The organism is Oceaniglobus roseus (assembly GCF_002869745.1).
GTDB lineage: Bacteria > Pseudomonadota > Alphaproteobacteria > Rhodobacterales > Rhodobacteraceae > Oceaniglobus > Oceaniglobus roseus.
Genome location: NZ_PNOS01000002.1, coordinates 96408 through 110342, shown reverse-complemented (window position 1 = coordinate 110342; position 13935 = coordinate 96408). Strand labels below are relative to the sequence as shown.

General features: G+C 69.4%; 14 protein-coding genes. 7 read left to right on the top strand and 7 right to left on the bottom strand.

Annotated features, from left to right (window positions below; genetic code table 11):
* Positions 1 to 44: 44 nt before the first annotated feature.
* The 3 genes from A7B20_RS02335 (at position 45) to doeA (ending at position 3518) form a co-directional block, all read left to right on the top strand.
* Positions 45 to 1268, top strand: a complete 1224-nt coding sequence (locus tag A7B20_RS02335; protein ID WP_102106943.1) for a urate hydroxylase PuuD — start codon at positions 45 to 47, stop codon at positions 1266 to 1268.
* Positions 1269 to 1645: 377 nt separating this feature from the next.
* Complete coding sequence (locus A7B20_RS02330) at positions 1646 to 2278, top strand: exopolysaccharide biosynthesis protein (protein WP_157937582.1); 633 nt, start codon at positions 1646 to 1648, stop codon at positions 2276 to 2278.
* Between the two features lie 61 nt (positions 2279 to 2339).
* Entirely contained in the window at positions 2340 to 3518 is a 1179-nt protein-coding gene (gene doeA, locus A7B20_RS02325; protein WP_102106941.1) for an ectoine hydrolase DoeA, read from the top strand.
* A 21-nt stretch (positions 3519 to 3539) separates the two neighbouring features.
* On the opposite strand, the gene A7B20_RS02320 is transcribed toward doeA, so the two are convergent.
* Positions 3540 to 4502 (bottom strand): LysR family transcriptional regulator, encoded by a 963-nt coding sequence (locus tag A7B20_RS02320; protein WP_102106940.1) that lies wholly within the window; start codon positions 4500 to 4502, stop codon positions 3540 to 3542.
* Between the two features lie 369 nt (positions 4503 to 4871).
* Between A7B20_RS02320 and A7B20_RS02315 the strand changes: the two genes are divergently transcribed.
* The 3 genes from A7B20_RS02315 to A7B20_RS02305 all read left to right on the top strand — a co-directional run bounded on the left by A7B20_RS02315 (position 4872) and on the right by A7B20_RS02305 (position 6964).
* On the top strand, positions 4872 to 5477 hold the full coding sequence (locus tag A7B20_RS02315) for an SOS response-associated peptidase (protein ID WP_245866476.1): 606 nt from the start codon (positions 4872 to 4874) through the stop codon (positions 5475 to 5477).
* A gap of 64 nt (positions 5478 to 5541) precedes the next feature.
* Positions 5542 to 6165, top strand: a complete 624-nt coding sequence (gene parA / locus A7B20_RS02310) for a ParA family partition ATPase (protein ID WP_102106938.1) — start codon at positions 5542 to 5544, stop codon at positions 6163 to 6165.
* Positions 6166 to 6214: 49 nt separating this feature from the next.
* Complete coding sequence (locus A7B20_RS02305) at positions 6215 to 6964, top strand: class I SAM-dependent methyltransferase (RefSeq protein WP_216641157.1); 750 nt, start codon at positions 6215 to 6217, stop codon at positions 6962 to 6964.
* A 78-nt stretch (positions 6965 to 7042) separates the two neighbouring features.
* On the opposite strand, the gene A7B20_RS02300 is transcribed toward A7B20_RS02305, so the two are convergent.
* On the bottom strand, positions 7043 to 7249 hold the full coding sequence (locus tag A7B20_RS02300) for a cold-shock protein (protein ID WP_102106936.1): 207 nt from the start codon (positions 7247 to 7249) through the stop codon (positions 7043 to 7045).
* A gap of 377 nt (positions 7250 to 7626) precedes the next feature.
* On the opposite strand from A7B20_RS02300, the gene A7B20_RS02295 reads away from it, so the two are divergent.
* A complete protein-coding gene (locus tag A7B20_RS02295; RefSeq protein ID WP_102106935.1) occupies positions 7627 to 9408 on the top strand; it encodes an SLC13 family permease in 1782 nt (593 codons plus the stop codon).
* A gap of 82 nt (positions 9409 to 9490) precedes the next feature.
* On the opposite strand, the gene A7B20_RS02290 is transcribed toward A7B20_RS02295, so the two are convergent.
* From A7B20_RS02290 to ettA, 5 genes are all read right to left on the bottom strand, one after another.
* Positions 9491 to 9697, bottom strand: coding sequence for a cold-shock protein (locus A7B20_RS02290; RefSeq protein WP_102106934.1), 207 nt, complete (start codon positions 9695 to 9697; stop codon positions 9491 to 9493).
* Between the two features lie 157 nt (positions 9698 to 9854).
* Positions 9855 to 10745 carry a hypothetical protein gene (locus A7B20_RS02285; RefSeq protein ID WP_102106933.1) on the bottom strand — a complete coding sequence of 297 codons (891 nt, stop codon included), beginning with the start codon at positions 10743 to 10745 and terminating at the stop codon, positions 9855 to 9857.
* A gap of 91 nt (positions 10746 to 10836) precedes the next feature.
* A complete protein-coding gene (locus A7B20_RS02280) occupies positions 10837 to 11298 on the bottom strand; it encodes a CreA family protein (protein ID WP_102106932.1) in 462 nt (153 codons plus the stop codon).
* 267 nt (positions 11299 to 11565) lie between these two features.
* Complete coding sequence (locus tag A7B20_RS02275; protein WP_102106931.1) at positions 11566 to 11724, bottom strand: DUF3309 family protein; 159 nt, start codon at positions 11722 to 11724, stop codon at positions 11566 to 11568.
* 388 nt (positions 11725 to 12112) lie between these two features.
* Positions 12113 to 13768 (bottom strand): energy-dependent translational throttle protein EttA, encoded by a 1656-nt coding sequence (gene ettA, locus A7B20_RS02270; RefSeq protein WP_102106930.1) that lies wholly within the window; start codon positions 13766 to 13768, stop codon positions 12113 to 12115.
* Between the last annotated feature and the right edge of the window lie 167 nt (positions 13769 to 13935).

Below are 13935 nucleotides of genomic sequence, written 5' to 3'. Positions count from 1 at the left end.
GGATTGGCCTGTGGGCGACCCTTTCGCCTGACGGAGCCCCGCCGATGTACGACCTCGCGATCCTCTGGGAGTGGATGGCCTTCGCCGTTCGCTGGACCCACGTGATCACCGCCATCGCCTGGATCGGATCCTCCTTCTATTTCATCGCGCTGGATCTCGGGCTGAACCGCAACATCCCGGGCCCCGCGGACGGGGAGGAGTGGCAGGTGCACGGCGGCGGGTTCTACCACATCCAGAAGTACCTCGTCGCGCCCGCGGCGATGCCCGAGCATCTGACCTGGTTCAAATGGGAGAGCTACTGGACCTGGCTCAGCGGCGCGGCGCTGCTGATGATCGTCTACTGGGCGGGGGCGAACCTCTACCTGATCGACCCGGCGAAGGCGGATCTTTCGGTGTGGCAGGCGGTGGCGATCTCGGCCCTGTCGCTCGCCGTCGGATGGGTGGTCTACGACGCGCTATGCAAGTCGCCGCTGGGCGAGCGGCCGACTGTGCTGATGCTGCTGCTGTTCGTGATCCTCACCGCGATGTCCTGGGGCTATCACGAGGTCTTCACCGGGCGGGCGGCGATGCTTCACCTCGGCGCCTTCACTGCGACGATCATGACCGCGAACGTGGCGCATGTGATCATGCCGAACCAGCGGATCGTCGTGGCCGACCTGAAGGCGGGGCGCAAGCCCGATCCGAAGTACGGCAAGATCGCCAAGCTGCGCTCGACCCACAACAACTACCTGACGCTGCCGGTGATCTTCCTGATGCTGAGCAACCATTACCCGCTGGCCTTCGCGACGCCCTATGCCTGGATCATCGCGCCCCTGGTGTTCCTGACCGGGGTGAGCATCCGGCATTACTTCAACTCGATGCACGCGCGGAAGGGGAAGCCCACCTGGACCTGGGCCGTTACGGTGGTGCTGTTCCTGGTCATCGCCTGGCTGTCCTCCGTGCCCTTCGGCGGCACGGTCGAGGAGGCCGAGGCGCGGGGGCTGACGCCGGTCGAGCAGCGGTTCGCCGGTGCCGAGGGGTTCGACGCCGCCTATGACATCGTCACCGGGCGCTGTTCGATGTGCCACGCGCGCAAGCCGGTCTGGCCCGGGATCCGCTGGGCGCCGAAGGGCGTGTACCTCGAGACCGAGGGCGACGTGGCTGCCCATGCCCGCCAGATCTACCTGCAGGCGGCGGTGAGCCACGCGATGCCGCCCGCCAACGTCACCGAGATCCCGCAGGGCGACCGCGACGCGCTGGCGTCCTGGTTCCGCGCGGCGGAGGGCTGACGGGCGGGGGACCGCGGCGTATCGGGGCGCCGGGCGGCAGGGCGGGAGCCGCCGCACGATCGGCCGCTGAGCCCGCCGCGGAACCGATGACGCCATGGCCGACGGCCGGGGACGGTGCGGCGGAGAGGGGGCGGGGGGGGGGGGGGGGGGCCCCCCCCCCCCCCCCCCTCTCCCGGTTGCGCCCTGCATCATCTGCGCGCGCCGACCCTGCCGGAGCCGCACCGCGCTCCAGATCGACGCGAACCCGCCGATCGGGGCGGATTTCCGCGGGTTGCGGTTGAAACCGCCGGACTTCGACGCGATCTCTCTGGCGGCGGGGCGCCCGACGTGCGATGCCGCCGCCGCTGCGCCGAGGGCGCGTTACAGGACCGACGAGCATGGCCCCCGCGCGCGCCGCCACAACAACCGCCGCACCGACCGAGCCGCCGCGCCATGCCGTGGGCGAGGTGGTGGAGCGCCTCGAATCGCTCACCGGGCGCGAGGAGGTGAGCCTCGGCGAGATCGTGGCGAGCTTCGGACGCTCCTCCTTCCTCGCCATGCTGCTGGTGCCCGCGCTGCTGGTCTTCTCGCCGCTGAGCGGGATCCCCCTGTTCTCGACCGTCTGCGGCATCTCGATCGCCCTCGTCGCCCTGCAGATCCTGTTCCGCCGCGAGCACCTGTGGTTGCCCGGCTTCCTGATGCGCCTCAGCCTCGGCGGCAGGACGCTGCGCCGGGCCACCGATGCGCTGAAGCGGCTGGCGGACTGGCTGGACCGCCATTCGAAGCCGCGGCTGCAGGCGCTGGTCTCGCCGCCGCTGAGCGTCGCCGCCCTGGCGCTCTGCGCCCTCGCGGGGGGAATGACGCCGCTTCTGGAACTCGTGCCGCTCTCGGCCTCGCTGATCGGCGCCATGGTGACGCTGATCGCGGTGGGCCTCCTGGTGGGCGACGGGATCTTCGTGCTGTTCGGGATGCTCTTCGGCCTTTGCGCCGGGCTGATCCCGGTCTTCGTCGTCGGCGCCGTCGCCGGTTGACCCCTTGCCGGGCGGCCCGCCTTGCCCGAGGGTGGGCGAAAGCGACAACAGGAGCCCGCCCATGCCGAACCCCGCCCCCCGCTTCAGTGCCGCGGAATACGCCGCCCGCATCGCCGCCGTGCGCGACGCGATGGCCGACCGGGGCCTCGACCTGCTGGTCGTCAGCGATCCGTCGAACATGGGCTGGCTCACCGGTTATGACGGCTGGTCCTTCTACGTCCACCAAGCGGTGCTGCTGGGGCTCGAGGGCGATCCGGTCTGGTGGGGGCGGGGGATGGACGCGGCGGGGGCGAGGCGCACGGTGTTCATGGGCGACGACGACATCGTCGGCTACGACGACGGCTTCGTGCAGAACCCCGACAGGCATCCGATGGGCGAACTGGCCGCACTGATCCTGGCGCGGGGCTGGAGCCTGGGGCGCATCGGGGTGGAACTCGACAACTACTACTATTCCGCGGCGGCGCACCTGACCCTGCGGCAGAGCCTGCCGGGGGCGCGGCTGGAGGATGCGACGGCGCTCGTGAACTGGTGCCGGGCGGTGAAGTCGCCGCAGGAGATCGAATACATGCGCCGGGCGGCGGCGATCGTGCAGCGGATGCACGGCGTGATCCTCGAGAAGGCCGAGCCGGGGATGGCGAAGAACGCGCTGGTGGCGGAGATCTGGCACGCCGGGATCACCGGCGCGGACGGGAACTGGGGCGACTACCCGGCGATCGTGCCCATGGCGCCCTCGGGGATGGACGCGACGGCACCGCACCTGACCTGGGACGACCGGCCGCTTCGGGCCGGGGAGGCCACGTTCTTCGAGATCGCCGGGGCGCACATGCGCTACCAGTGTCCGCAGTCGCGCACGCTGTTCTTCGGAGAAGTGCCCGACACCTTCCGCCGCGCCGAGGCGGCGGTGCTGGAGGCGACCGAGGCGGGGCTTGCCGCGGCGCGGCCCGGCAACACCTGCGGCGCGGTGGCGGATGCGTTCAACGGCACGCTGAACCGTCTGGGCTTCCGCAAGGACAGCCGCTGCGGCTATCCGATCGGGCTCTCCTATCCGCCCGACTGGGGCGAGCGGACCATGAGCCTGCGCGCAGGCGACACCACGGTGCTGGAACCGGGAATGACCTTCCACTTCATGCCCGCGCTCTGGCTGGAGGAAGGCGGGATCGAGATCACCGAGCCCATCTTCATCACCGAAACCGGTGCCGAGTGCCTGTGCGCGACTCCGCGGGAGCTGTTCGTGAAATAGGCCTTCCGGCGCCGCGCCGGCTCAGCGCGGGTCGAGCACCCGGAAGGCATCGAGCCAGGGAAGGCGGTCGCGCAGGGGCGCGGTGACGCGGGCCTCGATCATCCGGCGCAGGGTGGCGGCAAGGTCGTCGGCCACGTCGTCCATCCAGGCATCGGCGCTGACCAGCGCGATCTGCCGTGCGAAGCCGGGGATCGGCAGGGGGTGCAGGTCGATGGCCGCCCGGAAGCGGTGGGCGCGCAGGAACGACAGCGGCGTGGTGATCGCCCAGCCCGCCCCGCCCGCGACGAGGGCGTGCAGCGACTGGACCGAGTCGAGCTCGAACCGGTTCGGGATGTCGGTTGCGTGGCGCGCCAGTTCCGCCTCGATCCGCTGGCCGATCATCTGGTCGCGGCTGTAGCGCAGGAAGGGCAGGGCGGCGAGGGCGGCGCAGGGATCGTCGGTGGGATCGGTGCCGTGGGGGACTGCCAGCAGGAAGGGATCGCTCAGCAGTGGGCGCACGGCGAGACCCTCGGGCGTCGTCTCGGGCAGCGAGGTCACGGCGAGGTCGATCTGGCCCGCCTCCAGCATCGCGAGCAACCCGTGGCTCGGCTGGGTGTGCAGGCGGAAGCGGCAGCGCGTCAGGGTGGCGGCGAGGGTTGTGACGAGTTCGGGGGTCACCTCGGATTCGAAGTCGTCGATGATGCCGAGCCCGAGATCGGCGAGGTGGCCGAGGTCGGGCATGGCGACTTCGGCCTGACCCTGGCGGATCTCGGCCAGCGCGGTTTCCGCGCGGCGCAGGAAGAGGCGCCCGGCCGGAGTCAGCTGCATCGGGCGGCGGGCGTGGTCGAGAAGGGGGCGGCCGACGGCGTCCTCCAGCGTCTTCAGCGCCTGCGAGACGGCGGGCAGGCTCAGCCCCGCCCGTTCGGCCGCGCGCGCGACCGAGCCGGTGTCCGCGACCATCTCGAACAGTTCGAGCGCGCGCAGCGAGATGCCCTTGCCGATCATGTGCCTCTCCTTGTCGGCTGTGTGGCCGGTTGCGGCGCGGCGGTCAATCGGCAGGGCCCCGGGGGACCGGAGTTCGGGGAACTCCGGGCGCGCGGAGCGGCGGCGTGGCGTTTCGGGGAGGCCCCTTCCCGAGCGGCGCGGACGCGCGGCGGGGCCGTCGGTGGCCGCGGTCCGGGGCGTGCCGGGCGGAAATGTCCCGCCCCGGGCGTGCTGCCGGACAGTTCCCGGGTCTCTTGCGCTTGCGCCCGGGTGCTGCCCTTGCCCTGAACCGGCGAGGGCGTGGCAAAGAGGCCGGGCGACGCCGCCATTGCGCCGGAAGGTCTTTGTGCAAACCAGTTGCGCTCCTATGCTGAACCCATGCCCGGCCGCATGTTCCTGACCACCCCCGTCGACGAGATCGCCGCATGGCTCGGCCTGCGGACAGGACTGCCCGCGCAGCCGCCGCGGCGGAACATCCAGCCGGGGCAGCAGGTGGCGGTGGTGACGCCGGAGCGGCAGCTTCGGGAGATGCGCTGGGGGATGATCCCCTCGGGGCGGCGCAACGCGCGGGGGCGGCCCGTGCTGGAGACCATCGTCAACGCGCGGGGCGAGACGCTGTTCGCGAAATCCGCCTTTGCCGGGCTTGGCCGGGCGGCGGTGCCAGTGGATGGCTGGTACGAGTGGACCGGCGCCGCGCGGCGCAAGACGGCCTGGCGGATCCGCCGCGTCGACGGGGCGCCGTTGCTGTTCGCGGCGGTCACGGGTCTCTGGTGCGGGCCCGGCGGCGGGGCGGTGCCGCAGGTCGCCACCGTGACCTGCGCGCCCTCGGGCGACGTGAGGGACTATCACCACCGGATGGGCGTGCTGCTGGAGCCGCGCGACCTGGCGGCCTGGCTCGACGGCGACGAAGCGGCGGCGGCCAAGCTGATCCGGTCCGCGCCGGAGGGCACGCTTCTGGTCGAGCCGGCCGGGGACGTGGACTGGAGCGGGCCGTGAGCGGACTTGCCGCAGAGGCAGGTGTCGCATACGCTGCGTCGCAGCAGCCGGGGGAGAAGCCGTCTTGGCCGGAAAAGTGATCACCGTGGCCCAGCAGAAGGGCGGGTCGGGCAAGACGACCATCGCCGCGAATCTGGCCGTCGCCTTCGTCAGGGCGGGCAAGTCCGTGGCGCTGCTCGACACCGATCCGCAGGGATCGCTCGGGCGGTGGTTCATGGCGCGCCATGGCGACGGGATCGCCGACATGGACTTCTCGACGGCCAGCGCCTGGGGCGTCGGCTATGAATGCGAGAAGCTGAAGAAGACCTGCGACATCGTCATCCTCGACACGCCGCCGAAGGTCGATGCGGACCTGCGGCCCTCGCTCAAGATCTCGGACTTGGTGATCGTTCCGGTGGCCTCGTCGCAGGTGGATGTCTGGGCGGTGGAATCGGTGCTGGACCTCGTCGCGCGCGAGCGGAAGACGGCGCTGGTGGTGCTGAACCGGTTCAAGGCGGGCACCCGCGTCGGCACAGACGTGACGGCGGCGATCGGCGACCTGGACGTGGCGCTGGCCGAGACGAAGCTCGGCAACCGCGTCGTCTATGCCGAGACGCTGGGCCTCGGGCGCGGGGTGCAGGAGCGGGGCAGGGGCGCGGCGACAGACGAGATGGCGGCGCTGCTCTCGGAGGTCGAGGCGCTGCTCTGACCGCCCGGCCCGCACGCGATCATTCAACAGGACGAGACGGAGGGGCGCCTTGAAGCGGGCGACGAAGAAGGAGATCGAGCGCAGGCTCTTCAGCATATACGGCATCTTCGCCAGCCTGCCGTTCCTGTTCCACAAGACCCGGATCGCGCCCCCGCGCGAGGTGTCCCACGGACAATGGCCCGACCACCTGCCGCGGCTGTTCGACAAGCCGGGGATGCGGGTGCTGGAGATCGGCTCGCGCAACGTGACGGGGGCGAATTTCCGCGACCGGTTCGCACGGGCCGAGTACGTGGGCTTCGACTTCTATGACGGCGAGAACGTCGATGTCGTCGGCGACGCGCACCGCCTCGGCAGCTATTTCCGGGAGGGCGAACGGTTCGACCTGATCTTCTCTTCCGCGGTGTTCGAGCATCTGTGCATGCCCTGGATCGTGGCGCAGGAGATCACGAAGATGCTGAAGGTCGGCGGTCACGTCTTCGTCGAGACGCATTTCTCGTTCTCGTCGCACGAGCGGCCATGGAATTTCTTCCAGTTCTCCGACATGGGGCTCAGGGCGCTGTTCAACCCGGGCCTCGGCTACACCTTCCTCGACGGGGGCATGTCGAATCCCATGGGCGGCTATTTCGCGCCCGGCTCCGAGCGGTACCTGCGCTATCGCCCGGTGCGCGAGATGTACTGCCACAGCGAGGTGTTCTGCCGGAAGGACCGGGAGGTGGAGGGGTTCTCCTGGGAGGCGGTGGAGATCGACGAGATCGTGCAGGGCACGCGTTATCCCACGCCGCAGCCACCGAAGAGGTGAGGCGCGGAAGACGCGGACGCGCAAACAAAAAGACCGGCGAAGGGCCGGTCTTTCCAAGGGCGTGATGCGGAGCCGCTCTCAGAGCGGCTTGAGGTTGACGGCGCTCTCGCGGCCGTCACGGCCGGCTTCGACATCGAACTGGATCTTCTGGTCGTCGCGCAGCCCGGTGAGGCCCGAACGCTCGACGGCAGAGATGTGAACGAAGATGTCCTTGCCGCCGGTATCGGGGGCAATGAAGCCGTAGCCTTTGGTGGTGTTGAACCACTTCACGGTGCCAGTGGCCATTCCGTGTCTCCTTGCTTTCTCGCTGTTCGCGGGAGTGCAACAGCAGGGCTCGGTCAGTGCTTGATCGAATGCGCTGTAGCCTTGGAAAGCAGTCAGGTGTCGATAGAGGTGACGTCGCAGGTACCGACTCTGACAGGTCGGACCCCGTTCGTAAAGACAATTCCCGGGGTGGACCCCGACAATGGTTCACAATTGGTTCGCGGGGGTGGCAGGCTTCCGCCGGTCGGAACCGCGCGCGGAGAGGAGCGCGGGGCGCAGGGCGCGAAAAGCCCTTGCGGGGAACCGGCGGGTCGGGGATGCGTTGCGGCAGCGGCGCGGGTTTCGGCGCCGTATCCGGTCAGCGCCGCGGCGGCGGCCTGCCCCCTCGCTGGTGTTCCATGGCAGATTTCATCGCCGCACATGCCCCCGTCATCGCCCTTGCGATCCTGGCCCTCGTCTTTGTCGCCTTCATCCTCGAACTCTATCCGCCCGAGGTCACGGCGGCGGGGGGTGCCGCGGCCTATATCGTGCTGGGTCTCGTGCCGTCGAAGGAGGTGATGGGCGTCTTCTCGAACTCGGCGCCGATCACCATCGGCGCGATGTTCGTGATCTCGGGCGCGCTGGTGCGCACCGGGGTGCTGGACGCCATGGCCTCGCTGGTGATCGGGCGGGCGCAGAACCGGCCGACGCTGGCGGTCGCCGTGTTCCTGATCGCGACCATCGTCGCCTCGGCCTTCATGAACAACACGCCGGTGGTGCTGGTGCTGATTCCCGTGGTGATCCGGCTGGCGGCAAGCCTCGGGATCGCCTCGACCAAGCTGTTGATCCCGCTGTCCTATGCCACGATCCTGGGCGGCACCTGCACGCTGATCGGCACCTCGACCAACATCCTGGTGGACGGCATCGCGCGGGAGAGCGGGCTGGAGGGGTTCTCGATCTTCTCCATCGCGCCGGTCGGCATCGTCGTCGCGGCGGTCGGGGCGGCGGCGATGCTGCTGCTCGGCCCCCTGCTGCTGCCCGACCGCGCCGCGGTCGAGGGATCGGGCGAGGAGGAGGAGCGGTTCCTGTCCGAGGTCACGATCCAAGGCAGCTTCCCCGCCATCGGCGAGACGCTCGGCAGCCTCGCCATGTTCGACCGCTCCGGGGTCCGGGTCACCGGAATAAGGCGCCGCGACCGGATCGAGCGGGGCGATCTGAAGGGCGCCACGGTGCAGAAGGGCGACACGGTTGTGGTGCTGGCCACGGCGTCGGAGCTGCTGACGCTGGCGAAGGAGACGGGTCTGAGGGTCGGGCAGCGGCGCGCGATCGAACTGGAGGCGGACGCGACGGTGCGGGTGGCCGAGGCGATCGTGTCCACGTCACGCTCCAGCGCGGGCCACCGGATCGCCGACCTTGCGCTCGGGCGGCGGGGCGGGGTGCGGGTTCTGGGCGCGGCGCGCCACAACCATATCCCCGGCGCCGACCTGTCGAGCGTCAGGCTGCGCCCCGCCGACAAGCTGCTGCTCGAGGGCACCGACGAGGGCTTCTCGGCGCTGCGGGATTCGGGCGACCTGGTGTCGATCACCACCACCGGCGGGCGGGCCTTCCGCCGCCGCCAGGCGCCCATCGCCATCCTCGCGCTTGCCGCCATCGTCGGGCTGGCGGCCTTCGACGTGATGCCGATCCAGCTTCTGGCGCTGATCGGGGTTGCGGGCATCCTGATCCTGCGCTGCATCGACAACGACGAGGCCTGGGGCTCGATCGACGGGGGGATCCTGGTGCTGATCTTCGCCATGCTGATCATCGGCGCGGCGCTGGAGCAGACGGGGGCGGTGCAGCTGATCGTCGACACGCTGGCGCCGATGCTGCAGGGGCTGCCGCCCATGGTGACGCTGGTCGCCGTCTACGTCCTGGCCTCGTTCCTGACCGAGACGGTGACGAACAACGCCGTGGCGGTGGTGCTGACGCCCATCGTCATCGCGCTGGCCGGGCAGATCGGGGCCGATCCGCGGCCCTTCGTGGTGGCGGTGATGTTCGCCGCCTCGGCCAGCTTCGCGACGCCCATCGGCTACCAGACGAACACGCTGGTCTATGGCGCGGGGAACTACCGCTTCAGCGACTTCCTGAAGATCGGGGTGCCGATGAACCTGATCGTCGGCCTCGCCTCGGTGCTGGCGATCCCGGTGTTCTTCCCGTTCTGATCGGGCAAGAAGAAACCGGCCCTGGTCGGGGCCGGTTCGCTCGTAGTTGGGTGCGCCGCCCGTGGAGCGGCGCCATGCCGACTTAGGCCAGCTGGAGGTTCACGGCGCTTTCGCGGCCGTCACGCCCGGATTCGATGTCGAACGTGACCTTCTGGTTGTCGGCGAGGCCGGTGAGGCCCGAACGCTCGACTGCCGAGATGTGGACGAACACGTCCTTCTTGCCGCCTTCGGGTTCGATGAAACCGAAACCCTTGGTGGCGTTGAACCATTTCACGGTGCCCTGGGCCATCGTGTGTACTCCTGTCATTCGCCACCCGCGGAATGCGGTGGCCCGGCTCGGTCAGTGCAAGATCGAAAGACTGTGGCCGGTATGTCGGAGAACAGTGGGTCGAAAGAGATAACGTTCGCAGGGGCCGTATGGGGTAGTCCTGCGGAAAAAGCAAGTGTTATCCGTCGGCCTCGCCGGGCATGGCGGGCAGCGCGAGGTTCTCGTGGAGGGTGAGCCCGTGCGCCGCCGTCGCGCTGACCACGCGCACGGGCAGGGCGCCCGCGGCGGTGAAGGCATGGTGATCGCGGCGAACGGCTACGGCGACCACCGGCGTTCCGTCCGCACCCGCGCCGCTTTCGCGCAGGCGCACACGTTCGTCGCATTCGTAGGCGTTGCAGATGTCCGAGCGCAGGCGGCGGGGCAGGGTGCAGCCCGCGACGCCGTGGAACAGGCAGCTGTCCACGACCGCCTGCTGGGGCAGGGCCGAGAGATAGGCGTCGCGCAGCGCGGCATGGGTCAGGTCGGGGGCGGCGTGGCGCACCGCGTCGATGGTGCCGCGGCTTAGGTAGGCATGGCTGCGCCGCCCGCCCTGGCAGCACAGCCCGCGGCACGCCACGCAGAGCGCGCCGACCCAGGGCGGATCGTCCGGGACGGTATCGCTGCGCAAGGCCGCCGCCTCGGGCTCAGGGGTTTCGGGAGGACGCGGCTGCGCGGGATCGGGCCCGAAGGACGCGGCGAGCAGGCCCTCGACATGCGCGGCGAGGGCCTGAAGCTCGGAGTCCTCCGGGCGGCGCAGGGGCCTGTCGGTCAGCGGTCCGACCGCGACCTTCGCCGGGACGTCGAGGCCAAGCTGCCGCATGGCGGCGACGGCAAGGGGACGGCAGCGGGTGGCGGCCTGCTCGGCGCGGCGGATCTCGACGGCGCGCTTGCGGGCTGCGAGGGCGGCCCCTTCGGCGACCCGTGCGCGGGTCTGGCAGGCGGGGGCGTCGCAGGGACCGGGCCGCGCGACGGGTCTTCCGCAGGTCGGACAGGCGGGCGGGCCGTGTCGGGTGGGCGAGACGTCGGGCATGGCGCACCTCTCGGGCTGTCGCGCAAGAATGGGGCGGGTGCGGGCAAAATGCAAACCGCGCCTCCCCGAATCCCTCCGTCGCCTTGCACGCTCAGTTGCCCGCGGCGCCGGAGTTGTAGAGCGGCACGGTGGAGATCGCCATCTTGGCCGAGCCGTCCTGCACCTGCCGCGCGTGGGAGATGTAGATCAGCGTCTGGTTCGCCTCGTCGAAGATCCGCTTCACCTGGAGCGTCTTCCAGATGATCGAGCGGCGTTCGGAGAACACCGACTCGCCCTCGTCCGAGCGGTCGATGTCGCCGATGGTGATCGGCCCGGTCTGGCGGCAGGCGATGGAGGAGTTCGAGGGATCCTCGAACCAGTTGCCCTTCTGGAGCCGGTCGATCAGGCCGCGGTCGAAATAGGCGACATGGCAGGTCACGCCCTCGACCTTGGGATCGGCGAAGGCCTCGATGACGATGTCGTTGCCCAGCCAGTCGACATCGACGTTGCCGACCTGTTCGGCGGCGGCCGGCGTGGCGACGAGGAGCGAGAGGGCGAAGACGGAAGCGCGCATGGAATGTCCTTTGACGGCAGGGGCGGTACGGGAGGGACGGGGGATGGCCCGCAAGCCAAGACCGCCGCGGTTGAGGCGGCGGTCCGGGAAGCTCTCTCACATGCACACGCGTTGAGGATATACCTGGGTTTGAGGTGCTGCGGTCTGGCTTCGTAGGGCCTGCATAGCATATTCCGGCCTGAGTCGGTAGCGGGTTCGTTGGCCTGCGATCCGCGCCTCGCGGGCGGAAAGGGCAGGATGGGTGACGTCATCACCCATCCCGCGTCTTCAGATCCGGCCCATCACGAGCAGGATGATCACGATCAGCAGCACGAGGCCGAGGCCGCCGGTGGGCGCATAGCCCCAGCCGCGGGAGTATCCCCAAGTGGGCAGGGCCGCGATCAGGGCGATGACGAGCAGGATGAGGAGAATGGTGCCGAGGGTCATGGGAGGAATCCTTTACCATATGTTGGCCAAGCAACGCGGCAGGTCGTCGCGGGTTCCGCGAGGGGCGGTGCGCCCCGGGTCCGCCCGCTTCTGTGGCGCCAAGGCTTCCGCGCAGGCGCCCCCCGGTTGCCCGCGCGGAAGGGATCAGCGACGGTCCTTCGATTCCACCGTCGGCATCCCGCCTTGACCGGGTGCCGCACGCAATCGCTTTCGCGCCCGCATCGTGTTGCGCGGGCGCGGAGCAGGGTGTCAGCGGCTGAACTTCTTGTGCTTGATCGGCTTCGGCTCCAGTGGCGGCACCCAACCTTCACCGGGTGCCGCACGCAATTGCTTCGCAATCGCTTTCGCGCACGCGTCGATCCCAAGCGGGAAACGCAAGAACTCCAGCCTATCGGCTGAATTTCTTGTGTTTCAGGCGCTTGGGCTCGACGGCATCCGCCCCCAGCCGCCGCTTCTTGTCCTCCTCGTAGTCCGAGAAGGCGCCCTCGAACCACTCCACGTGGGCCTCGCCCTCGAAGGCGAGGATGTGGGTGCAGATGCGGTCGAGGAAGAAGCGGTCGTGGGAGATGACCACGGCGCAGCCCGCGAAGTCCACCAGCGCGTCCTCCAGGGCGCGCAGCGTCTCGACGTCGAGGTCGTTGGTGGGTTCGTCGAGCAGCAGCACGTTGCCGCCGGATTTCAGCAGCTTCGCCATGTGGACGCGGTTCCGCTCGCCGCCCGAGAGCATGCCGATCTTCTTCTGCTGGTCGCCGCCCTTGAAGTTGAAGGCCGAGCAGTAGGCGCGGGAGTTCATCTGGGCGTCGCCGAGCTCGATGATCTCGGCGCCGCCGGTGATCTCCTCCCAGACCGTATGGTTCGAATCGAGCGCGTCGCGGGACTGGTCGACATAGGCGAGGTCGACGGTTTCGCCGTATTCGACCGAACCGGCGTCGGGCTTCTCCTGTCCCGTCAGCATGCGGAACAGCGTCGTCTTGCCGGCGCCGTTCGGGCCGATCACGCCGACGATGCCGCCCGGCGGCAGGGCGAAGCTCAGGTCCTCGACCAGCAGCTTGTCGCCCATGGCCTTGGTCAGGCCCTCGACCTCGATCACCTTGTTGCCGAGGCGCTGGCCGGCCGGGATGATGATCTGGGCGCGGGCCAGCTTCTCGCGGTCGGATTGTGCGGCGAGTTCGTTGTAGGCGCTGATCCGCGCCTTCGACTTCGCCTGCCGCGCCTTGGCGCCCTGGCGCATCCATTCCAGCTCGCGCTCCAGCGTCTTCTGGCGCGACTTGTCCTCCTTCGCCTCCTGGGCGAGGCGCTTGGCCTTCTGTTCCAGCCACGAGGAATAGTTGCCCTCGTAGGGGATGCCGCGGCCGCGGTCGAGTTCGAGGATCCAGCCGGTGATGTCGTCGAGGAAATAGCGGTCGTGGGTGACGATCAGGATCGTGCCCTTGTAGTCGATCAGGTGCTGCTGGAGCCAGGCGATGGTCTCGGCGTCGAGGTGGTTGGTCGGCTCGTCGAGCAGCAGCATGTCGGGCGCTTCGAGCAGCAGCCGGCAGAGGGCGACGCGGCGCGCCTCGCCGCCCGAGAGGGTCGCGGGCATGGCGTCGTCCGGCGGACAGCGCAGCGCCTCCATCGACACGTCGATCTGGGCGTCGAGGTCCCAGAGGTTCTGGGCGTCGATCTCGTCCTGGAGCTTGGCCATCTCCTCGGCCGTCTCGTCCGAGTAGTTCATGGCAAGGTCGTTGTAGCGGTCGAGGATCGCCTTCTTGCCCGCGACGCCAAGCATCACGTTCTCGCGCACCGTCAGCGACTCGTCGAGCTTCGGCTCCTGCGGGAGATAGCCGACGCGCGCCCCCTCGGCCGCCCAGGCCTCGCCGGTGAAGTCCTTGTCCATCCCGGCCATGATCTTCAGCAGGGTGGATTTGCCGGCGCCGTTCGGGCCGACGACGCCGATCTTGACGCCGGGCAGGAAGGAAAGACGGATGTTCTCGAACAGCTTCTTGCCGCCGGGGTAGGATTTGCTGACGCCGTCCATGTGATAGACGTATTGATAGGCTGCCATGGGATGCTCTGCCCTTGTCCTGTGGGTGTCTCGGGTGTCTCGGTTTGCATCGGAGATACGGGATGGGCGCGGGATTTGGAAGGCTCGTGCGAACCCTCCCGGTCCTTTGGTGCGGGGTTTCTGGCGGCCGCGCCGCGATCGTGCTATCGGCCCGCGGAACCGCCGGA

Coding starts and splice junctions, on each gene's coding strand:
- A7B20_RS02335 (WP_102106943.1), top strand. CDS start 45: ATGTACGACCTCGCGATCCTCTGGGAGTGGATGGCCTTCGCCGTTCGC.
- A7B20_RS02330 (WP_157937582.1), top strand. CDS start 1,646: ATGGCCCCCGCGCGCGCCGCCACAACAACCGCCGCACCGACCGAGCCG.
- doeA (WP_102106941.1), top strand. CDS start 2,340: ATGCCGAACCCCGCCCCCCGCTTCAGTGCCGCGGAATACGCCGCCCGC.
- A7B20_RS02320 (WP_102106940.1), bottom strand. CDS start 4,502: ATGATCGGCAAGGGCATCTCGCTGCGCGCGCTCGAACTGTTCGAGATG.
- A7B20_RS02315 (WP_245866476.1), top strand. CDS start 4,872: ATGTTCCTGACCACCCCCGTCGACGAGATCGCCGCATGGCTCGGCCTG.
- A7B20_RS02300 (WP_102106936.1), bottom strand. CDS start 7,249: ATGGCCACTGGCACCGTGAAGTGGTTCAACACCACCAAAGGCTACGGC.
- A7B20_RS02295 (WP_102106935.1), top strand. CDS start 7,627: ATGGCAGATTTCATCGCCGCACATGCCCCCGTCATCGCCCTTGCGATC.
- A7B20_RS02290 (WP_102106934.1), bottom strand. CDS start 9,697: ATGGCCCAGGGCACCGTGAAATGGTTCAACGCCACCAAGGGTTTCGGT.
- A7B20_RS02285 (WP_102106933.1), bottom strand. CDS start 10,745: ATGCCCGACGTCTCGCCCACCCGACACGGCCCGCCCGCCTGTCCGACC.
- A7B20_RS02280 (WP_102106932.1), bottom strand. CDS start 11,298: ATGCGCGCTTCCGTCTTCGCCCTCTCGCTCCTCGTCGCCACGCCGGCC.
- A7B20_RS02275 (WP_102106931.1), bottom strand. CDS start 11,724: ATGACCCTCGGCACCATTCTCCTCATCCTGCTCGTCATCGCCCTGATC.
- ettA (WP_102106930.1), bottom strand. CDS start 13,768: ATGGCAGCCTATCAATACGTCTATCACATGGACGGCGTCAGCAAATCC.